A 20362-nucleotide genomic window follows, 5' to 3' on the forward strand; every position below is an offset into this window, starting at 1 on the left:
TGTAGCGTGTCAATTACTCTGCGTATAAGAGAAGGGAATCGCGATGACCACCGACCCCCACCACCATCACGACGAGGCGGCCTGCCCGGCCCACCCGGACGAGCCTGCGGACGAGAGCGCGGCCTGCTGCCACGACGATCACGACCCCGACCAGGAGTAGCCCCCCGCGGGTGTGCCCGCCGCCACGGCGGCGGGCACACCCCGCCGCTTCCAGCGCCCACGGCGAAAGGTTCGGTGACGGCCCGCCATGCATGTCACACACGAAGAGCACGACCACGGCCCCGTTCTCCCCCACAGCCACGCGTCGGCCGGCGGAGCGCCCGTCCCGCTGCCCGTCCAGGGGAACGTGCCCGGCCAGTTCGCGCTGCTGACCGCCCCCATGGTGCACCACCAGGTCTTCACCGTGGTACGGCTGCGTTCGGGCTACGACCTGGCCGAAGTGGACACCTTCCTGGCGCACGTGGAGACCACGCTCAGCCTGCTCTGGCAGGACAACGCCCGCCTGCGCGAACGGCTGTCCACGCCGCCCACCGGCGTCGGGGGAGAGACGATCGCGGCCGCCCGGCGGGAGGCCCGGCGGATCGTGGCCGCCGCCCACGAGGACGCCGAACGGCTGCGCGGCGAGGCCGCGGCGGCCGCCGACGCGCTGGCCCAGGCCGCCCGCCTGGCCATCGGGGAACGGCTCGACGGCGTGATCGCCGACCATGGCCGGCACCTGCACGACACCCTGCGCGCCCTGCTGGACGACATCGTCGCACCCCCACCCGGGGAAACGGCGGCCGTACGCGCGCATGACGACCCCGCCGAGCCCGACTGACACCGGGCCCGACCGACACCGCCCCTGACCGACACCCCGCCTGACCGACACCGCCCCTGACCGACACCCCGCTCGACGGACACCGCCCCTGACCGACACCGGGCCCGACCGACACCGGGCCCGACCGACACCGGGCCCGACCGACACCGCCCCTGACCGACACCGGGCCCGACCGACACCGGGCCCGACCGACACCGGGCCCCGGCCAGAAGTCGTCTCCTTTCCGCAGCGCTGTCACCTCGCCCGAAATGAGCACCGCTGTCACCTCGCCAGAAAGGCTGCGCCATGTTCGTGCCGCTCGCAGGCCCGGCATCATCGGTGGCCACGCAGGAGCCGATGCCGGGCTGGGCGACCTGGGCCGCCGTGGCCCTGGTCGCGCTGTCCACGCTCACCGGCGCCTACCTGGCCCGGCGCAACACCGCGAGCGTCAGTGTCTGGCTGGCCGTCGCCTCGGCCCTGATGCTCGTCACCGCCCTGGTCGACCTGCTGCCCGATGCCTGGGAGGAGGCCGAGGCCACCGGCGTGCCGCTGTGGGTGGTGGGGCTGGCCGGGGTGTTCGGGTTCGTGGTCATCACGTACTTCACCCGCAAGGGGTGCGGCCACCAGCACGACGAGGGCGGTTCCGGCGGCCGGCACGCGCCCGGCGTGCACCGGCGGGTGAGGCAGGCCGTGAGCGCCGCCGTCTACGGCGGGGTGGGGACCGCCGCCGCGCTGTCCCTGCACCGCATGATCGAGGGCGCCACCCTGGCGCTGGCCGCCTCCGCCGTCGTGGTGGCCGCCCTGGTGGTCCACTCGGCCAGTGAAGGGCTCGCGCTGACCGCCCTGCTCGACCTGGCGCGCAAACGGCTCGCACCGTGGCTGACGGTCTCCTGCCTCGCCCCTGCGACCGGCGTCGTGCTGGCCACCGTGGCGCCCCTGCCGCCGCAGAGCGTGCCGATCCTGCTCGGCATGATCACCGGCGTGCTGCTGCGTACCGCGCTGATCGGCCTGACGATAGCCCGCGACAGCCGGCGGCTCTCGCGGCGGCACCTGATCCTCGCGGCCACCGCCGTGGCGGCCATAGGCGGCCTGTTGGTTTCGGCGCAGGCCCTCCTGTCCGCCGGTCGCTCCGAGGGGGCGGCGCCCGTCGCCGCCGCTCCGCTGCCGCGCCCGAGCGCGGCGCCGCTCTCCCGGCAGCTGACCCCGGCCGAGCTGCGCGCCGCGGTCGCGACCGGACGGATCGGCCTGGAGTCCCTGCTGTCCCGCAGGGACGCGACCACCATCGGGGCCGACGCCGCGACCCTGCTCCGCGTCCTGCCGGGGCACGCCCCCGACGAGATCACCGAAACCCTGCGGAAGGCGAAGATCGACGGTGGCGCCACCATCGGCGACCTCACCCTGCGCCAGCGTCACCTCCTCCTCGCCGCCCTCAGCGACGCGCCGCCGGCCCGATGACCCGAGGCCGAGGTGATGACGCGAGGTTGAGCTGTTGACCCGAGGCCGAGCCAATGACGCGAGGTTGAGCTGTTGAGCCGAGGCCGAGCTGTTGGCCGTCGGACCGGGCGACAGCCCGAGGTCCAGGGCCTGGAGCGTGCCGCTGACGGCCGCCCGCCGTCGAGTCCTGCGTCGCCACGTGGTCGCCGGCCCGCTTGAGCTCCGAGCACGCGCGTCACGGCCTTGGAGCGTGCCGCGCCAGGCGTACGGCCAGGAGGGCGAGCGGGAGCAGCGGGACGAGCAGGTGGACGGCCCCGGCCAGCTGCTGGTCGGTGAAGAGGTCCGGCGCGCCGTCGGGGCCCACCAGGTAGAACCAGTCGGCCGCGACCGGCGGGCCGAGCAGCAGGTACGCCCCCACGGCCAGCTGTACCAGCAGCACGCCGCCCAGCAGCCCGGCACGCAGCGGCCGGGAGACGGGGCGCGGCACCGGGTCCGCGCCCGCCAGCACCCAGAAGACCAGCAGCCCGCCGCCCAGGAACAGGGCCATGGTGAGCAGGTGAGCGGCGTGGCCGGCCAGCGACCAGGCCAGCCAGCCGGTGCGGTACAGCAGCGGGAACGCCACCATGTACGCCGCCGGGAGAAGGGCGAGGAAGCTCAGCCTGCGCTTGCGGAGCCAGGCGCCGAGGTCGCCGTACTGGGAGGACTCCGTGGTGGCCCGGGCGGCGAGGGTGAGCGGGGCGCCGAGGCAGAGTAGGAGAGGCGCGACGACGGCCAGCACGACGTGCTGCAGGGCCTGGACCGACAGCATCGCCCGCGCGTAGCCGCCGATCCCGGAGAGCAGGACCAGCGCCAGGAGGGCCAGGCCCGCGTACCAGGCGAGCGTGCGGCCGAGCGGCCAGTCCCCCGCGCGGCGCACGCCGACCAGGTATCCGACGGCGGGCAAGGCCAGGCAGAGCAGGATCAGCGGGTCCGGGCGGAGCTCGGTGAGCAGCGCGCCAGGTGTGAAGGGCGGCAGGTCGTACTCCAGCAGGCGCTCATGCGCGTCCGCGACGCCCGGGGGCGGGGGCGGCGGCGGAGTGCGGGACAGGCCGACGGCCAGGCCGATGGCCGCCATCATCACGATCAGCTCACCCGCCGCCAGCCGGACGAAGACGTGGCGCACGCTCCGATCGGCGACGTGCGCGACTGTACGGCTCCGGTCGGCGACATGCGCGACCGTACGGCTGCGGTCTGCGATGTGCGCGACCGTACCGCTGTGGTCGGCGACGTGCGTGCCCGTGCCGCTACCGTCGGCGACGCTCGCGACCGTACCGCTGCGGTCTGCGACATGCGCGACCGCACCGCTACCGTCTGCGGCGCGCGCGACCGTGCGGCTGCGGTGGGTCCAGCCGAACAGGCCGAGCAGCACGAGTGCGGCGGTCTTGGCCAGCAGGAACTGCCCGTACTCGGTCCGCCAGAGGTCGGACACGGCGCTCAGCCGCACCCACGCCCCCACCGCCCCGGAGACGGCCACCGCCGCGAAACAGCACAAGGCGATCGTGCTGAACCGGGACAGCACGGCCCGCAGGTCGCCGGCGCGGCGGAAGTGGATGAGGACGGCGCCCAGCCCGCCGACCCACAGCGACACCGCGATCAGGTGGACCGTCAGCGCGGAGACCGCGACGTCGTGATCGGCGGCCGAGGCGGCGTGCCCGACGTAGGCGGGCGGCAGCAGCCCGAACGCGGCGATCGCCAGCGCGACCCACCCGGGCAGGCGCGGCAGCCGGGTGGCCAGGACGACCATGGTGATCGCGCCCAGCACCGGCAGCAGGGCCCGCGCCTGCGGGATGGTCAGGCCGTATTGCAGCAGGCCGGGATCGGCGAGCAGGTCCGTGACGGGCAGCGGCAGCACGTACGACATGGTCAGCGGGTAGCTCAGGGCGGCGGTGACCGCCCATCCCAGCGCCCACCACCGGGCCGCTCGCAGGCAGGCCCCCTTCTCGGGCGAGCCGGCCGGAGCCAGGACGACGGCGGCCAGCAACGTTCCCAGGGTGGCCACCGCGCACAGGTCGTAGCAGAGCTTGACCAGCGGCAGGGCCCACTCGGTGACGGGGCCGGCGGTGGGCAGCCCCGCGATCGCCGGCTCCGCCCCGGCACCCCCGAACCGCACCGCCGCGACCAGCACCACGACGCCCGCCGCCACCACCGAACCGGCATAGACCCGCGTCGCTGCCCTCATATTCATCGGATACGCGGAGGGGCGCAGACCGGTTCATTGGCAGGGTTTGCCGGACATGTCCCACATTGCAACTCTTGACAGTAAAGATCCGGATATTAGGGTGATGATCAGGTTGCCGGTCTAGACCGCGCGGAGAAAGGCGCGCCCCGACTCCCCCATGGGTATAGACCAGTGGAGACTTTCGTGAGAAGACGCAAGATCACCCCTGCGGCGTGCCTCGCGCTGGCCGCGACCCTGTGTGCGGGAGCGCTCCTGCCCGTCCCCGCGGCCCAGGCCGCTCCCGTCCCGCCCTTACCCTCGGTGTCGCCCACCCCGCAGTCGCTGACCGGCACCGGCGCCGCCGCCGTCGTCACCGGCCGGGTGCTCGTGGTCGCCGACGGCCAGACCGACCCCGCCGCCCGCGACCGCCTCGTACGGGAGCTCAGGGCGCACGGCGCCGACCGGGTGGACACGGTAGCCCCCGACAGGATCCCCGCGGGCACGTCCGGCCTGCTCAAGGTCCGCCTCGGCCCCGGGGCCCGCCCCGACATCGCGCAGGCGCTCGGCGGCGCGGTCGTGCCCGGCCAGGCCGAGGGGTACGCGTTGCGGGTCTCGGGCGGCACCTCGCGCCAGATCGCGCTCGGCGGCAAGGACGCCGCGGGCCAGTTCTACGCCGTGCAGACACTGCGCCAGCTGTTCGTCCCGTCCGGCGGCGGCTGGAAGGTGGCGGGGGTCCAGGTCAGCGACTTCCCGTCCATGCCGCTGCGCGGCACCATCGAAGGCTTCTACGGCGCGCCGTGGACCCACGCCGAACGCCTCGACCAGATGGACTTCTACGGCGACGTCAAGGCCAACACCTACATCTACGCCCCCAAGGACGATCCCTACCACCGGGACAAGTGGCGCGATCCCTACCCGGCGGACAAGCTCGCCGAGCTGGGCGAGCTGGTGGCGCGGGCCGGCGCGAACCACGTCCGCTTCACCTTCGCGCTCTCCCCCGGCGTGTCGATCTGCTACTCCGACCGCGCGGACCGCGACACCCTCAAGCGGAAGCTGCAGGCGCTCTACGACCTGGGCGCCAGGGCGTTCTCCATCCCGCTGGACGACATCAGCTACACCCGCTGGAACTGCGCGGCGGACGAGACGGCCTACGGCGCGGCCGGACGCACCGCGGCCGCCAAGGCCCAGGTCGATCTCCTCAACGACCTGCAGCGCGACTTCATCGCCAGCCACGAAGGCGCCCGGCCGCTGCAGATGGTGCCCACCGAGTACGGCGACCTCACCGACACCACGTACAAGCAGACCCTGCGGGCCTCCCTCGATCCCTCGGTCGAGGTGATGTGGACCGGCACCGACACCGTGCCGCCGGAGATCACCAACGCGCAGGCCGAGAAGGCGGCGCAGCTGTTCGGGCGCAAGGTCTTCGTCTGGGACAACTACCCGGTCAACGACTACGGCAACACCAGTGGCCGGCTGCTGCTGGCGCCCTACGACAAGCGTGAGGGCGGCCTGGCCGCGCACCTGTCCGGCATCGTGGCCAACCCGATGAACCAGCCGTACGCGAGCAAGGTCGCGGTCTTCGGCGCCGCGGACTTCACCTGGAACGACAGGGCGTACGACGCGAGGAGGAGCTGGCCGCGCGCGATGGCCTATCTCGCGGGCGGCGACCAGGCGGCCACGGCGGCCCTGCTGGTCTTCGGCGACCTGGAGCACCTGGCTCCGACGTTCGGCGGCACGCCGTGGCAGACCCAGGCGCCCGAGCTCGCCGCGCGGGTGGCGGCGTTCTGGCAGGCGTGGGACGCCGGGCGGCGTACCCAGGCGATCAGCGCGCTGAGGCCGTACGCGAAGGCCATCGCCACGGCGCCGGCCACCATCCGGGGCGGAGCGGTGGAGAAGGGCTTCACCGACGACGCCGCGTCCTGGCTGGACGCCACCGAGCTGTGGGGCCGGGCGACGGTGGACATGCTGGACGCGCTCCAGGCCCGGGAGGCCGGGGACGAGGCCAAGGCGGCCGCGTTGCTCGCCGAGTCGCGCGAGCTGCAGCGGCAGGCCCGCGCCGTGCGGGTCAGCCCGCCGCGCAACCGCTGGGGCGCGGCCCAGCCCCAGGTGGGCGACGGGGTGCTCGACGTCTTCCTGGCCGCGGCCGACGCCCGGCTCCAGCGGTGAGCGGCGCGGGTCGGCCGAACTCCTCACGGTGAGCGGCCCTCGGGTCAGCCGAACTCCTCGACGTACTCCTCAGGAGGGCCCAGCTCGGGGCGGTCGCGCAGCTCCAGGGTCGCGCCGAGCCGTTCCAGCTCGAGGACCGTCACGGTGTTCTCGCCCGCGCGGAGCAGCGGCGCCGGGCAGTACAGCGTGACCTGCGGCCCGATGTCCCAGTAGCGGCCGAGCAGAAAGCCGTTGACCCAGACGAGGCCCCGCCGGGATCCCGGCAGGGCCAGGAAGGTGTCCGCGGGCGTCTCGACGTCGACGGTGGCGACGGCGAACCCGGCCCCGGCGTGCTCGGACGCGGGGCCTGTGTGCTCGGGGGCGGGGCCCGCGTGCTCGGACGCGGGGCCTTTGTGCTCGGGGGCGGGGACTGCGGCGAGGGCGTGGGTCAGTTCGGCGGTGGACCACTCCTGCAGGGCGATCGGCGTGCTGTCCCAGCCCTGCACCATCCGCCGGTCCACGAGGACCGGGCCGCGCAGGCCCTTGTGCCGGCCGATGCCGGGCCCGTAGTTCACCCGGCCGAGGCTCTCGACCAGGACCTCCAGGTGGACGGCGGCGCCGGTCCCGCGTACCGGCAGCTCCGGATGGTCAGGGCCGGCGACGCCGAGGAAGGCGCCATCGGCGAAGACCAGGGCCCGGTCGCGCACGTCGGTGAGGACGAGCCGGTGCTCGCCCGCCGGGACACGCGGGCGCGCGCTGTGCAGGACCATGCCCGCGTCGAGCCCGAGCCGCTCGAACGAGGCCGGGCGCGGCCCGGTCGAGGTGGGCGCCGGCACGGCACGCAGGCCGGCGAGCAGACCGGCGCGGTGGACGAGCGGGACGGACGACGGCGGCAGCGTCGGCGTCCGCGCGGGCATCCGCACGGGTCCGCGCGCGCCGAGCGCCTCCCGCACGGCGAAGAACTTGGCTGTCAGCGTGCCGTCCTCGGCCACCGGCGCGTCGGAGTCGTAGCTGGTCACGGTGGGCTGCAACCGGCCCTCGTGCTCGTTGGCACCCGCCCAGAGCCCGAAGTTGGTCCCGCCGTGCGCCATGTAGATGCTCACGCTGCCGCCGTCGGCGACGATCTGCTTCAGCGCGTCCACGACGCTGCCGGGCTCGCGAACGTGATGACGCTCGCCCCAGTGGTCGAACCAGCCGTTCCAGAACTCGGCGACGACGAACGGCTCCTCCGGCCGCCGCTGCGCGAGCAGCCGCCGGGCGGCGTCGGGCTTGGAGCCCAGGGTGACGGCCGCCAGGGTCCCCGGCAGGGTGCCGCCGTCCAGCATCAGCTCGGTGGGCCCGTCGGCGGTGAACAGCAGCTCCCCGATGCCGCGCTCGACCAGGGCCTCGCGGTTCCAGCGCAGGTACGCCTGGTCGTCGCCGAAGCTGCCGAACTCGTTCTCCACCTGCACCGCCACCACGGGCCCGCCCTCGGCGGCCTGGAGCGCGGCGATGCGCGGGACCAGCTCGTCGAACCAGCGGCCGACCGCCGAGGTGAACGCGGGGTCGGAGCTGCGGATCGCGACGTCGCGGCCGGTGAGCCAGCTCGGCAGGCCGCCGTTCGACCACTCCGCGCAGATGTACGGGCCGGGCCGGACGACGACGTCGAGCCCCTCCTCCCCCACCGTGCGGATGAACCGCTCGACGTCCCGCCACCCGTCGAAGCGCGGCGCCTCGTCCTCGCGCGGCTGGTGGAAGTTCCACGCGACGTACGTGTCCACCGTGTTGAGCCCGAGGTCGGCGAGCCGGCGGATGCGGTCCCGCCAGAGGTCGGGGTGGACGCGGAAGTAGTGCAGCCCCCCGGACAGGATGCGATGGGGTACGCCGTGCCGGTACAGGCGGCCCGCGCGCCAGGTGAGCGCGCTCTCATCAGCCAGGGAGGCGGTCGTGGTCGTCGTCGGGGCCGGCGAGAGGTCCGGCGCGGGCAGCTCGATCACGGTGGCAGAGCCTATGTTATCGATGCCATACGTAACAAGGGCGATAGGATCCTGCTGACAGCAGGCCGCAAGAGGGGAGCGCCATGACGAAAGCCACCGAGCGGCCCACGAGGCAGCCGAGCATGGCTGACGTGGCCAGAGCCGCCGGGGTGTCGGCGCAGACCGTCTCGCGCGCCCTGCGCGACTCGCCGAACGTCAACCCGGAGACCAGGAAACGCGTGCTCGCCGCCGTGGAGCGGCTCGGCTACCGCTTCAACAACGCCGCCCGCGTGCTCTCCTCCGGGCGCAGCCACACCATCGGGCTCGTGCTGCTGCAGTCCGGCGGCTACTACTCGCGCTCGGCGGTGACCGCCGGCGTCGAGGCGGCCGCGGGCGCCGCCGGCTACGCGGTGAGCATCGCGACCATCGCCAGGCTCGACACCGGACTGATGGAGCGGTCCCTGTCCAAGCTCGCCGACCAGGGCGTGGACGGCATCGTGATCGCCGTGCCGCTCATCTCGGTGACGCAGAAGATGGAGGACATCACCCGGGACATCCCCACCGTCACGCTCGACGGCTCCCGCACCGCGAGCGCCCGGGTGCTCGGGATCGACCAGAAGGAGGCGGGCCGCCTCGCCACGCGGCACCTGCTCGACCTCGGGCACCGCCAGGTGTGGCACGTGTCCGGCCCCGACGAGTGGATCGAGGCGCGCCAGCGGCGGCAGGGCTGGCAGGAGTGCCTGGCCGCGGCCGGGATCCAGGCGCCGCCCCCGCTGGAGGGCGACTGGTCGCCCGACTCGGGATACCGGCAGGGTCAGGTCCTCGCGATGATCCCGGACGTGACCGCGGTCTTCGCCGCCAGCGACGAGATGGCCTTCGGGGTGATCCGCGCGCTGCGCGAGCACGGCCGGTCGGTGCCCGGCGACGTGTCCATCGTGAGCGTCGACGACATCGCCCTGGCGGCCTACTGCCACCCGCCGCTGACGACCGTGCGCCAGGACTTCTACCGCTCCGGCGCGGCGGCCGTCGCCCTGCTGCTGGGCGGCGAGGCCACCGAGGCTCTCGCCACCGCGTCACTGTCGGTGCGCGACTCCACGGCGCCGCCGCGTCGCCACTGAGCCATGTCGCGGTTGTCCGCAAAGTGCCTCTTGCGCCTTCATGTTATCGATGCCACTGTAACAACGTCCGGACCCTGCCGAGAGATCCACATCCCCGGCCGGCGGCGCGGCGCCCCGTCGTCGTGACCCCGGCGCCGCCGTACTCCGGACTCGTTCCTCCGCCCCACCCAGGTGGGCAGCCGTCCACGGGAAGGACCCCAGAACCATGAGGAGATCACTCGTCCTCGTGAGCGCCGCGATCTCGGCGCTCGGACTGCTCACCGGCTGCTCGGCCGACGGGGACGGCTCGGGCTCCGGCAAGACGACCCTGAGCGTCGCCGCCCTCGAAGGCGGTTACGGCCGGGACATGTACGCCCAGGTCATCGAGGCGTACAAAGCCTCCCATCCCGGCGTCGACGTGCAGTTAAAGATCTCGAAGAGCATCGAGGACGAGATCACGCCGAACATGAAGGCCGGGCGCTTCCCGGACGTCGTGGTGCTCGGCCAGGGCCGCAAGGCCGCGCTCACCGAGACGCTCATCAAGGACAAGGCCCTCGAGGACCTGACGCCCGTGCTCAAGGCCAAGGTCCCCGGCGAGGACAGGACCGTCGGCGACAAGCTCATCGACGGCATCGTCGGCAACCTCAACACCAACCCGTACGGCACCGGCCAGACGTACACGATGCCGATGTACTACGCGCCGAGCGGGCTCTTCTACAACAAGGGACTGTTCGCCCAGAAGGGCTGGAAGGTCCCGGCCACCTGGGACGAGATGTTCGCGCTCGGCGAGAAGGCCAAGCAGGAGAAGATCTCGCTGTTCACCTACCCGACCGCCGGATACCTCGACGCGTACTTCTTCGCCCTCCTCGCCGACGTCGGCGGGGAGCAGTTCTACACCGACGTCATGACGTACAAGCAGGGCGTCTGGCAGACGCCGCAGGCCCGGCAGGCGCTCGACCTCACCACCCGGCTGCTGAAATACGCCGCGCCGACCACGGTCGGGTACGCCAACGAGCAGGACTTCACCAAGAACCAGCAGTCGATCCTCGACAACAAGACGCTGTTCATGCCGAACGGAACCTGGGTCGTCGGCGAGATGAAGGACGCCCCGCGCGCCGCCGGCTTCGAGTGGGGCCTGACGCCGCTGCCGCCGGTCACCGTGGGCGGCAAGCGCTACATCACGACGTCGGTGGAGTCGGTCTGGGTCCCGGCCGCCGCCAAGAACAAGGACGCGGCGAAGGAGTTCGTCGCCTACCTGTACTCCGACGAGGCGGCGAAGATCTTCGCCAAGTCGAACGCCATCCAGCCCATCAAGGGCATCGCGAGCGGCCTGTCCGGGGAGAACGCCGAGTTCTACAAGGTCTACGACGAGACGACGGTCGAGGCGCTGGTCGGCGGCTTCGCGAGCACCGCGCCCGTCGAGGGCGTCGACATCAAGGCCACTCTCTTCGACACCGCCAACAGCATCATCAGCGGCGACAAGACCGAGGACCAGTGGCAGGCCGCGCTCAACGACGCCAGCGAGAAGCTGCGCCAGGCGGGTGGGTGAGGTGACCGAGAGCAGCCCGGCGCGGCGGCGCGGCAACGGCGTCTTCGTGCTCGCCTGCCTCCTGCCCGCGCTCGTGCTCTTCGCGGTGTTCATGATCGTCCCGACCCTGAACGTGTTCCGGATGTCCCTCTACACCTGGAGCGGCTTCTCCCCTGACATGCGTTTCGTCGGGTTGGGCAACTTCGCCCGGCTGCTCGACGACGCGCAGTTCGTCCGCGCGTTCCAGAACACCGTCGCGCTCCTGGTCGTCGTGACCGTCGTGACGATGGGCACGGGCCTGTTCCTCGCGGCCATCATGACCCGGCAACGGCTGCGGGGCCGGACGGTGTACCGGTTCGTCCTGTACGTGCCGAGCGTGCTGTCCGTGGTCGTGATCGCGGCGATCTTCTCCGCGATCTTCGACCAGAAGAACGGCCTGCTCAACGGCACCCTGCGGCTGCTGTCGCTCGACGGCCTGCAGCAGATCTGGCTCGGCGACCAGCAGCTCGTGCTCTGGTCCGTCGCGATCGCGATGGTCTGGCAGTCGCTCGGCTACTACATGGTCCTCTACATGTCCGGCATGGCGAGCATCCCGGAGGAGATCTACGAGGCCTCCGCGCTCGACGGCGCGTCCGCGGGGCGGCAGTTCTTCGCCATCACGCTGCCGCTCATCTGGCAGAACCTGCGCACGACGCTGACGTTCTTCGTCATGAGCGCGGTCAACCTCAGCTTCGTCCTGGTCCGCGCGATGACCGGCGGCGGGCCCGACGGCTCCTCCGAGGTCCTGCTGAGCTACATGTACAAGCAGGCGTACACGAACTCGTCGTACGGCTACGGCATGGCCATCGGCGTCGCCGTCTTCGCCTTCTCGTTCTTCGTGTCGCTGCTGGTCAGCCGGGCGACGCGGCGCGAGCCCCTCCAGTTCTGAGGACCGCCACCATGACCACGATCAAGCGCGCCGGAAGGCCGCTGACCTACGTCCTCGTCACCGCGATCGCCCTGGCCATCGCGGTGCCGGTCGGCTGGGTGCTGCTCGCCTCGCTCAAGGAGAAGGGCGAGTTCTACGGCAGCCCCTGGACGCTGCCGGAGGGCCTGCACCTCCAGAACTACGCCGACGCGTTCGTCACCGCCCGCATGGGCCAGTACTTCTTCACCTCGGTGCTGGTCACGGTGCTCGGGCTGGTGTTCGTCGTGGCCGTCTCCGTCCCGGCGGCCTACGTCATCGCCCGGTACGAGTTCCGCGGCCGCGGCCTCGTCGAGCTCGCCATGCTCGCCGGGCTGTTCGTCAACGTCAACTACATCGTCGTGCCGATCTTCCTCATGCTCGTCGGCTGGGACCGCGCGCTCGCCGGCGTGTTCCCCGACGGCTTCTTCATCGACAACCCCGGCGTCCTCTCGCTCGTCTACGCGGCCACGTCGATCCCGTTCACCATCTACCTGCTCACCGCGTACTTCCGGTCGATCCCGGCCGACTACGAGGAGGCCGCGGCCCTGGACGGGGCCTCCCGCCTCCAGGTCATGGTCAGGGTGATGCTGCCGATGGCGCGGCCGGCGCTCACCACCGTGATCCTGTTCAACTTCCTGGCCTACTGGAACGACTTCATCATCGCGCTCACCCTGCTACCCGGCGAGGGCAAGACGCTGCAGGTGGGCCTGCTCAACCTGATGACCGCGCAGAAGGCGGCGGCCGACTACGGGCGGCTGTACGCCGGCATGGTCATCGTGATCGTCCCCGTCCTCGTCCTCTACGCGCTGATCCAGCGCCGGCTCATCGAAGGCATGGCATCCGGCGGCGTGAAGGGCTGACCGGCCCGTTTCCCAGAGAGGAAACCGTCTTGAAGGATTCGACGCGCAGCGTGCTGCTCGTCACCGCCCGCACGCTCGTCGCGGCCGGCTGCGTCGCCGTCGTCGTCGCCGCCCGTACGACGGCCGGGTGGGGCAGCCTCGCGATCATGCTCGCGGCACTGGTCGGGCTGCTGGCCGTGCTGGCCTCGTACAACCGGCGGTTCCGGTGACTACTCGGACACTGGCGGCGGTGCGGCCGAGCGAGCGCCAGCTCGCGTGGCAGGCGATGGAGTTCTACGGCTTCGTCCACTTCGGCATGAACACGATGACGGACCGGGAGTGGGGCGAGGGCCACGACGACCCGGCGGCCTTCGACCCGGCCGGGCTCGACGCCGACCAGTGGGTCAGGGCGCTCAAGGCCGCCGGGATGACCGGCGTGATCCTCACCTGCAAGCACCACGACGGCTTCTGCCTGTGGCCGAGCGACGTCACCTCCTACTCGGTCGCCGCGTCGCCCTGGCGCGGCGGGCGCGGCGACGTGGTCGCGGAGGTCTCGGAGGCGGCGCGGCGGCACGGCCTGCGGTTCGGGATCTACCTGTCGCCCTGGGACCGCACCGAGGCGTCCTACGGCAGCGGGAGCGCGTACGACGACTTCTACGTCGCCCAGCTCACCGAGCTGCTCACCCGGTACGGGCCGGTGTTCACGGTGTGGCTGGACGGCGCGAACGGCGAGGGCCCCAACGGCAGGCGCCAGGTGTACGACTGGGAGCGGTACTACGCGGTGGTCCGCGAGCTGCAGCCGGACGCGGTCATCAGCGTGTGCGGGCCCGACGTCCGCTGGTGCGGCAACGAGGCCGGGAGCACCCGCCCCGACGAGTGGAGCGTCGTCCCGCGGGCCCTGCTGGACGCCGAGCGGATCGCGGACCGCTCGCAGCAGGCGGACGACGGCACGTTCGCCCGGCTGGTCCGCAGTGACGACCTCGACCTCGGCAGCCGCGCCGCCCTGGCGGGGCACGAGGACGACCTGGTCTGGTACCCGGCGGAGGTGAACACCTCGATCCGGCCCGGCTGGTTCCACCACCCGGCCGAGGACGGCATGGTCCGCCCGGCGGAGGAGCTGTTCGGCATCTACCTGCGGGCCGTCGGCGGCAACTCCTGCTTCCTGCTCAACGTCCCGCCCGCCCGCGACGGGCTGCTGCGGGACGCCGACGTGGCGGTGCTGGAGCGGCTCGGGCGGCTCGTCGAGGACTTCCGGGCGCGGCGCGTATCGGCGACCGCGACGGTGTCGTCCGGTACGGCGGGCGACGTCGCCACCGCGTGGCCCGGCGGGGGCGGTACGCCGTGGCGTCCGGACGCCGCCGACCCCCTGCCGGGCGTGCGGCTCGAGTTCGCGCGGCCCCGCACGGTCGAGGCGGTCGTGGTGGGCGAGGACATCACGGAGGGGCAGCGGGTCGAGCACGTCGTCGTGCGGGGCCGCCGGGACGGGCGGTGGACGACGCTCGCGCAGGCGAACGCGGTCGGCTACCAGCGCATCCTGACGTTCCCGCCGGCCGAGGTGGACGCCGTGCTGGTCGAGATGCCACAGGCCCGGGACACCCCCGTCGTCGCCCACGTGACCGCGATCGGAGCAACGCCATGAAGGCCGTCCTCACGAAGAGCCCCGCTGGAAAGGCCACCGCCGGAAGGGGCACCGCCGGAAGGAACCCCACCCGAAGGAACGCCGCAGGAAAGGCCCCCGCAGGCGCTCGTAGGCGGTCACCCCGCGCGGCCGTCCTCCTCGCCGCCGTGGTGGCCGCCCTCGCCGCGCTGGTGCTCGGCGGCGCGGCGCTCGCCCAGCGCACCGACGAGGTCGCCTCCCTCGACGGCCACGCCGTCACCCGCGACGAGCTGCTCTTCCACATGCGCCGCCTCACACCCCAGGTGGAGAACGAGTTACGCAACCAGTACCGGCTCCAGGGCGCGATCGACTGGAACGCGAAAACCGGCGACCAGACCGCCCTCCAGCGGCTCGCGGCCCGCGCGCTCGACGAGATCCGGCGGGACAAGACGGCGCTCCTCCTCGCCCAGGAGCAGCCCCTGATCGGCTCCGTCGACCACGCGGGCTTCCTCGCCGAGCTGGCCGCCGAGAACGAGCGGCGCGCCGACGCCATCGCCAGGGGCCAGGTCGTCTACGGCCTGGCGGAGTTCTCCCCCGAGGAGTACTACACGCACCGGCTCACCGGGCTCACGACGGGCCTGAAGCAGCGGCTCAGCGCGAACGGCCCGCTCCGGGTGGGCGACGCCGAGGTCCGGCGGGCGTTCGACGCCGACCGGGACTCCTGGAGCGCCAACGCGACCACGTACACGTACGCGAAGCTCGTGGTGCCGGTGCCCGACGGCGCCTCCGCCGGCTACCCGGCCCGGCTCCAGCGGCGGGTGGCCGCCGCCGGCCGGCTGGCGGAGCTCGCGGACCGCGAGCCCGGCGCCAGGCTCACGACCGCCACGCAGCACGGCGGCGGCTCGGCCGCCCACGACCAGGAGCTCATGGCCGTGCTGGGCAAGCTCGCGCCGGGCCAGGTCTCCGGCCCGGTCCCGGGCACCGGCCAGATCACGTACTACCAGCTCAACGGCAAGACCGTCGACGAGGACGCGGCGTTCGCCGAGTACTCGCGGCGGATCCGGCAGTCGCTCATCGAGGAGAAATTCGACCAGTTCCTCCAGCGCCGGGTGGACAGCAGCGTCTTCAAGGTCGACACGGCGGCGGTGGACGCCATCAACGCAGAGGATGTTCAACAGTGAAACCTGTCGGTACCGCACCCCCCGCCCCATCGCCCGCGCCGGCCCGCCGGCGGCCCGTGGCCCGGGCGCTCCGCGCGGGCCTCACCGCCCTGTTCTCCGCGCTGCTCGCCGTGCTGCTCGCGGGATCGCTCGCGCCCGCCGCGAGCGCCGCCAAGACCCCCGACCGCTCCTCCCCCGCCGCCGCCAAGAAGGCGGACTTCCCGGGCAACACGCCGAACCCGACGGGCGGCAAGGACTACTTCATCGACGCCACGACCGGCCGCGACAACGCGGCCGGGACCTCGCCGCAGACCGCCTGGCGCACCCTGGCCAAGGCGAACGCGACGACGTTCAAGCCCGGCGACCGCATCCTGCTCAAGGCCGGCGAGCAGTGGAACAACGAGCAGCTGTGGCCGAAGGGCTCCGGCGGCGCGGGCAAGCCGATCACCATCTCGGCCTACGGCGACCCGCGCGCCCGCCGGCCCTACATCGCGACGAACGGCAGGGTGCCGAGCCCCTTCCGGGCGGACGGCACGAAGAACCCCGACACGGTCGGCCGGACCGGCGCCATCGTGCTGCGCAACCAGCAGTACTTCGAGATCGACAACGTCGAGCTGTCCAACGACGACAACTTCGCCACCGACATCACGACGGGGACCTACGTCCGCGACGGCATCATGGTCTCCATCAACGCCGACCTGCTGCCGGCCGGCGCGGACAGCGTCATGGACCACTTCCGGATCTCCAACGTGTACGTCCACGACCTCGACGGCCCGAGCACCTGGCAGAAGATCCACTACGGCGGCGTCAACTTCCAGGTCTTCGGCAGCAAGAGCTACAAGTCGTACGGCACCGGCGGCCACCACTTCAAGGACGTCCGGATCGAGAACAACACCTTCGTGAAGGTCGAGCTGCACGCCGTGCAGTTCTCGTTCAACTGGTTCGCCGCCGACGGAGCCGACGCCGGCCAGTACGACGAGAGCGGGAAGTTCCACGAGGGCTGGGAGCAGCTCTGGGTGCGGACCCGCGACCTGTACAGCCGTGACGTCTACATCGGCCACAACTACGCGGAGAGCGTCGGCCAGGGCGCGTTCCAGTTCGCCAACGCCAAGAACATGACCGTCGAGTACAACGAGGTCAACGGCTTCCTCAAGCGCTACAACGCGGTGTCCTGCGGCCTCTACCTGTGGGCGGGCGCCGACTCGGTCATGCAGTTCAACGAGGTCTACGGCGGCCCGGACAACGAGTACGACGGCACCCCGTGGGACCTGGAGTACACCAACTTCAACGTCACCTACCAGTTCAACTACTCGCACGACAACGCCGCGGGCTGGATGGCGTACATGGGCAACAGCTCCAACTCGGTCGCCCGCTACAACCTGAGCGTCAACGACAACGGCGTGCTGGTGAAGAACATGTTGTCGACGAACTACTCGCCGACCTACTTCACGAACAACACCTTCGTGTACGACGGCGCGGACCTCGACTACGTGCACGACGAGACGTTCCTGAGCACCGTCTACTTCCTCAACAACATCTTCTACAACACCTCCGCGACGAGGCCGACGCCCTGGTACCGCCGTACCGGCGCGCTGCGCCAGGCGGTGTTCTCCAACAACGACTACTACGAGGCCGGCGGCACCCACTCCACCCAGGAACCGGCCGACCGGGCCGGCCTGCGCGCCGACCCGAGGTTCGTCGGCGACCCGGCGAAGTACGTCACCGGAGCGGGCGTGGACCGGATCCGGACGGCCGCCGCGCACTTCAAGCTCCGCGACGACTCCCCGCTCATCGACGCCGGCCGCTACAACCCCCACCTGGGCACCGAGGACTTCCTCGGCACCCACATCTACTACGGCAACGCGCCGGACATCGGCATGGCGGAGAGCCCGATCGGCGAGAAGGTCGCCAACCCGGTGGACGACGACCCCATCGAGAACGAGCCCGGAGACGGCCGGGTCAACCTGGCCCTCGGCAAGCCGGTCACCGCCGGCTCGACCCACCCCGGCCAGAACGGCACACTCGTCGCGAGAAACCTGACCGACGGCGACCCGGCGACCCGCTGGGCGGCGGCCGACGACGCGACCTACCCGATCACGCTCGACATCGACTTCGGCGCGGCCACCACCTTCGACGAGGTCTACCTGGACGAGTACACCGATTCGGGCACCAACCCGCGGGTCCAGACGTTCGACCTGCAGCGGTGGGACGCCGGGACCGGCGCCTGGGTGACGTTCGCCAGTCGCGCCGACGGCATCGGGCACGACCGGTCCGTGACCGGCTTCGGCAGCGTCACGACCTCCCGGCTCCGGGTGTCGCTCACCGGGAAGGTGCCGGGCGAGGTGTACACCCCGACGATGACCGAGATCGCCGTCTACCACGCCGCCTAGCTGTGGTGACGCGGGCGGGTGGCTGCCACCCGCCCGCTCGGATCGCAGACCGCGACTGCGGGACCCGGGCGCGCAGGCGCCCCGGGCATAGGCCCGCAAACCCGGACACCTTGCCTGACCTGCAACAACACTCCGAACAACCACCGACAACCGAGCATCAAACCCGGCAGACCACAACACCGGGGAGCACCATGAGAACTGGAACGAGAGCAGCCCTCGCCGTCATCACCGGCGCCCTCACCACCACCGCCACGTTCCTCGTCACCGCCGCCCTCAGCCCCGTCCCGACCCCCGCCCGGCCCACCCTCCAGCCGCCCAGGCCCCACTGCGCCACCGGCCACGGCACCTGGCACCCCATCAAACGGGCGTGCCGCCGCGACCCCGTCGGCCGGGTTCGCGAACTCAGCCCAGCTCGGCCATGACCCGCCGCATGTCGGCGACGGCCCGCAGGGTGCCGCGCACGGTTCCGGTCACTTTGGAACGTCCGGTCCTGGGCAGGTAGTCCACGTCCACCTCGGCGATCCGCCAACCGGCCGCGGCGACCCTCAGGACCATCTCCAGCGGGTAGCCGAACCGGCGGTCCGTCAGCCCCAGCTCCAGGAGCCGGCTGCGCACGGCCGCCCGCATCGGCCCGAGGTCGTGCAGCCTCACCCCGGTGCGGCGGCGCAGGGTGTGGGCGAGGGCGGCGTTCCCGAGCCGGGCGTGCCAGGGCCAGGCGCCCGCGCTTCGCGGCCGGCGGCGCCGAGGACCAGGTCGGCGTCACCGCCGAGGACGGGCGCGGCCACGCCGGGAAGCCGGCGGGGGTCGAGCGAGGCGTCGGCGTCCATGAAGCAGACGACGTCGCCGGCCTGGTCGAGCGGCGGCTGTCAGCAACTCGTAAGGATTGAGCATGTCACGCCGCCCTACTGTCGATCACATGGCCCAGATCATGATCATCGCCAAGGAGCCGGTGGCCGGGAGGGTCAAGACCCGGCTGACCCCGCCGTTCAGCCCTGAGCAGGCCGCCCGCCTCGCCGAGGCCGCTCTCCACGACAGCCTCATCGCCGTCTCGGGAACACCCGCCGGCCAGCGACTGCTCGCCCTGGACGGGCTGCCGGGCAGCTGGCTGCCCCCGGGATTCGTGGTGATCCCGCAGCGCGGCTCGGGCTTGGACGAGCGTCTGGCGGCGGCGTTCTCGGACGCCTACCGGCTCCGGCCGGAACCCGTCGTACTGATCGGCATGGACACGCCGCAGGTGACGCCCGCTCTGCTGGACGAGGCGGCGCGGGCCTTGGACAGTCGCGACGCGGTGTTCGGCCCGGCCTCGGACGGCGGCTTCTGGCTGCTCGGCCTGCGTGAGCCGGACGCCTCCCTGCTGCTGGGGGTGCCGATGTCGCACCCGGAGACCGGCAAGCTCCAGCTCGACCGCCTCGATCGGGCCGGGCTGTCCGTCCATCTGCTGCCCGAGCTGACCGACGTCGACACCCCTGCGGACGCCCCCGAGGTGGCCGCGCAGGCACCCGATTCCCGCTTCGCCGCCGTACTGCGGGAGACGGGCCGATGATGGGGCAGATCTACGCCGACGCGCTCGCCGGGGCGGCCGCCGAGATCGAGTACGTGGACGGCACCCGCGTCGTGCTGGAGGCCACGCGCTGGTTCGAGCCGATCGAGGGCGACGAGTCCCTCCTGCGCAGGTGCGCAGGCCCGGCCCTGGACATCGGCTCGGGTCCGGGCCGGCTGACCGTCGCGCTGAACCGCCGCGGCGTGCGCGCGCTGGGCATCGACATCACGCCTCGCGCCGTCGCCCACACCCGCAGAGCGGGCGGCTTCGCCCTGCTCCGGGACGTGTTCGACGAGGTCCCGGGCAGCGGCCGGTGGGCGACGGCGCTCCTCGCCGACGGCAACATCGGCATCGGCGGCAACCCCGAGCTGCTGTTGCGCCGGGTGCGGCAGCTGGTCCGGCCGGGCGGCACGGTGCTGGTCGAGGTCGCCCCGCCGGAGGTCAGGAGCCGCGTCGACCGGGTGCGGCTGCACCACGGCGCGCTCGTCGGCGACTGGTTCGGGTGGGCGGTGGTGTCGGTGACCGACATCCGCCGTGTGGCCCGTGCCGGTGGGTTCCCGGCCGTGGACTGCTGGACGTCTCACGGTCGCTGGCTGGCCTGCCTGAGCTAGCGTCCCCGGCGGCCAGGGCGACCTCCTCCTCAGCGAAAGTTTCACCCGGGGTTGACTGAAGGAGTCAGAATGCTTTTTAGTTTGGATGCCAGCCAAACTAAAACACAGGCAGGCAGAAGGGATCCAG

General features: G+C 72.1%; 18 protein-coding genes. 14 read left to right on the forward strand and 4 right to left on the reverse strand.

What is annotated here, in order from left to right:
- The first annotated feature begins 247 nt into the window (after positions 1-247).
- Both H4W80_RS09125 and H4W80_RS09130 read left to right on the forward strand, forming a co-directional pair.
- Positions 248-817, forward strand: a complete 570-nt coding sequence (locus H4W80_RS09125; RefSeq protein ID WP_192784685.1) for a DivIVA domain-containing protein — start codon at positions 248-250, stop codon at positions 815-817.
- Positions 818-1102: 285 nt separating this feature from the next.
- Positions 1103-2251, forward strand: a complete 1149-nt coding sequence (locus tag H4W80_RS09130) for a ZIP family metal transporter (protein WP_192784686.1) — start codon at positions 1103-1105, stop codon at positions 2249-2251.
- 214 nt (positions 2252-2465) lie between these two features.
- Here the strand turns inward: H4W80_RS09130 and H4W80_RS09135 are convergent, their stop codons facing one another.
- Complete coding sequence (locus H4W80_RS09135; protein ID WP_192784687.1) at positions 2466-4448, reverse strand: bifunctional copper resistance protein CopD/cytochrome c oxidase assembly protein; 1983 nt, start codon at positions 4446-4448, stop codon at positions 2466-2468.
- 183 nt (positions 4449-4631) lie between these two features.
- Between H4W80_RS09135 and H4W80_RS09140 the strand changes: the two genes are divergently transcribed.
- Positions 4632-6593, forward strand: a complete 1962-nt coding sequence (locus tag H4W80_RS09140) for a glycoside hydrolase family 84 protein (RefSeq protein ID WP_318786771.1) — start codon at positions 4632-4634, stop codon at positions 6591-6593.
- Between the two features lie 44 nt (positions 6594-6637).
- Here the strand turns inward: H4W80_RS09140 and H4W80_RS09145 are convergent, their stop codons facing one another.
- Entirely contained in the window at positions 6638-8548 is a 1911-nt protein-coding gene (locus H4W80_RS09145; protein ID WP_192784688.1) for a glycoside hydrolase family 35 protein, read from the reverse strand.
- Between the two features lie 83 nt (positions 8549-8631).
- Here H4W80_RS09145 and H4W80_RS09150 point away from each other — a divergent pair, with 83 nt between their 5' ends.
- The 9 genes from H4W80_RS09150 to H4W80_RS09190 all read left to right on the forward strand — a co-directional run bounded on the left by H4W80_RS09150 (position 8632) and on the right by H4W80_RS09190 (position 18506).
- Positions 8632-9645 (forward strand): LacI family DNA-binding transcriptional regulator, encoded by a 1014-nt coding sequence (locus H4W80_RS09150; RefSeq protein WP_192784689.1) that lies wholly within the window; start codon positions 8632-8634, stop codon positions 9643-9645.
- Between the two features lie 205 nt (positions 9646-9850).
- Positions 9851-11173 (forward strand): carbohydrate ABC transporter substrate-binding protein, encoded by a 1323-nt coding sequence (locus H4W80_RS09155; protein ID WP_192784690.1) that lies wholly within the window; start codon positions 9851-9853, stop codon positions 11171-11173.
- 1 nt (position 11174) lies between these two features.
- The gene (locus H4W80_RS09160) at positions 11175-12080 is read left to right on the forward strand and encodes a carbohydrate ABC transporter permease (RefSeq protein ID WP_318786772.1); all 906 of its coding nucleotides are present in this window, start codon (positions 11175-11177) and stop codon (positions 12078-12080) included.
- Positions 12081-12091: 11 nt separating this feature from the next.
- On the forward strand, positions 12092-12958 hold the full coding sequence (locus tag H4W80_RS09165) for a carbohydrate ABC transporter permease (RefSeq protein WP_192784691.1): 867 nt from the start codon (positions 12092-12094) through the stop codon (positions 12956-12958).
- 29 nt (positions 12959-12987) lie between these two features.
- Positions 12988-13167 (forward strand): DUF6903 family protein, encoded by a 180-nt coding sequence (locus tag H4W80_RS09170; protein ID WP_192784692.1) that lies wholly within the window; start codon positions 12988-12990, stop codon positions 13165-13167.
- A gap of 20 nt (positions 13168-13187) precedes the next feature.
- Positions 13188-14576: an alpha-L-fucosidase gene (locus tag H4W80_RS09175; RefSeq protein ID WP_318786773.1), complete on the forward strand. Its 1389-nt coding sequence runs from the start codon at positions 13188-13190 to the stop codon at positions 14574-14576.
- A gap of 146 nt (positions 14577-14722) precedes the next feature.
- The gene (locus H4W80_RS09180; protein WP_192784693.1) at positions 14723-15715 is read left to right on the forward strand and encodes a hypothetical protein; all 993 of its coding nucleotides are present in this window, start codon (positions 14723-14725) and stop codon (positions 15713-15715) included.
- On the forward strand, positions 15712-18084 hold the full coding sequence (locus tag H4W80_RS63485) for a discoidin domain-containing protein (RefSeq protein WP_192784694.1): 2373 nt from the start codon (positions 15712-15714) through the stop codon (positions 18082-18084). The genes H4W80_RS09180 and H4W80_RS63485 overlap by 4 nt, the downstream gene beginning before the upstream one ends.
- Positions 18085-18275: 191 nt before the next feature.
- Positions 18276-18506, forward strand: coding sequence for a hypothetical protein (locus H4W80_RS09190; protein WP_192784695.1), 231 nt, complete (start codon positions 18276-18278; stop codon positions 18504-18506).
- Here H4W80_RS09190 and H4W80_RS60420 read toward each other — a convergent pair.
- Together H4W80_RS60420 and H4W80_RS60425 are read right to left on the reverse strand one after the other, a co-directional pair.
- Positions 18487-18735: a hypothetical protein gene (locus H4W80_RS60420; protein WP_225963332.1), complete on the reverse strand. Its 249-nt coding sequence runs from the start codon at positions 18733-18735 to the stop codon at positions 18487-18489. The genes H4W80_RS09190 and H4W80_RS60420 overlap by 20 nt on opposite strands.
- Entirely contained in the window at positions 18732-18911 is a 180-nt protein-coding gene (locus tag H4W80_RS60425) for a hypothetical protein (RefSeq protein ID WP_225963333.1), read from the reverse strand. The genes H4W80_RS60420 and H4W80_RS60425 overlap by 4 nt, the downstream gene beginning before the upstream one ends.
- 89 nt (positions 18912-19000) lie before the next feature.
- On the opposite strand from H4W80_RS60425, the gene H4W80_RS09200 reads away from it, so the two are divergent.
- Together H4W80_RS09200 and H4W80_RS09205 are read left to right on the forward strand one after the other, a co-directional pair.
- A complete protein-coding gene (locus H4W80_RS09200; protein ID WP_192784696.1) occupies positions 19001-19627 on the forward strand; it encodes a TIGR04282 family arsenosugar biosynthesis glycosyltransferase in 627 nt (208 codons plus the stop codon).
- Positions 19624-20235: a class I SAM-dependent methyltransferase gene (locus H4W80_RS09205; protein ID WP_192784697.1), complete on the forward strand. Its 612-nt coding sequence runs from the start codon at positions 19624-19626 to the stop codon at positions 20233-20235. Before H4W80_RS09200 ends, H4W80_RS09205 begins: the two co-directional genes overlap by 4 nt.
- The last annotated feature ends 127 nt before the right edge of the window (positions 20236-20362 follow it).

The organism is Nonomuraea angiospora, assembly GCF_014873145.1.
In the GTDB taxonomy this organism is placed as follows: domain Bacteria; phylum Actinomycetota; class Actinomycetes; order Streptosporangiales; family Streptosporangiaceae; genus Nonomuraea; species Nonomuraea angiospora.

Coding starts and splice junctions, on each gene's coding strand:
- H4W80_RS09125 (WP_192784685.1), top strand. CDS start 248: ATGCATGTCACACACGAAGAGCACGACCACGGCCCCGTTCTCCCCCAC.
- H4W80_RS09130 (WP_192784686.1), top strand. CDS start 1,103: ATGTTCGTGCCGCTCGCAGGCCCGGCATCATCGGTGGCCACGCAGGAG.
- H4W80_RS09135 (WP_192784687.1), bottom strand. CDS start 4,448: ATGAGGGCAGCGACGCGGGTCTATGCCGGTTCGGTGGTGGCGGCGGGC.
- H4W80_RS09150 (WP_192784689.1), top strand. CDS start 8,632: ATGACGAAAGCCACCGAGCGGCCCACGAGGCAGCCGAGCATGGCTGAC.
- H4W80_RS09155 (WP_192784690.1), top strand. CDS start 9,851: ATGAGGAGATCACTCGTCCTCGTGAGCGCCGCGATCTCGGCGCTCGGA.
- H4W80_RS09165 (WP_192784691.1), top strand. CDS start 12,092: ATGACCACGATCAAGCGCGCCGGAAGGCCGCTGACCTACGTCCTCGTC.
- H4W80_RS09190 (WP_192784695.1), top strand. CDS start 18,276: ATGAGAACTGGAACGAGAGCAGCCCTCGCCGTCATCACCGGCGCCCTC.
- H4W80_RS60425 (WP_225963333.1), bottom strand. CDS start 18,911: ATGGACGCCGACGCCTCGCTCGACCCCCGCCGGCTTCCCGGCGTGGCC.
- H4W80_RS09200 (WP_192784696.1), top strand. CDS start 19,001: ATGGCCCAGATCATGATCATCGCCAAGGAGCCGGTGGCCGGGAGGGTC.
- H4W80_RS09205 (WP_192784697.1), top strand. CDS start 19,624: ATGATGGGGCAGATCTACGCCGACGCGCTCGCCGGGGCGGCCGCCGAG.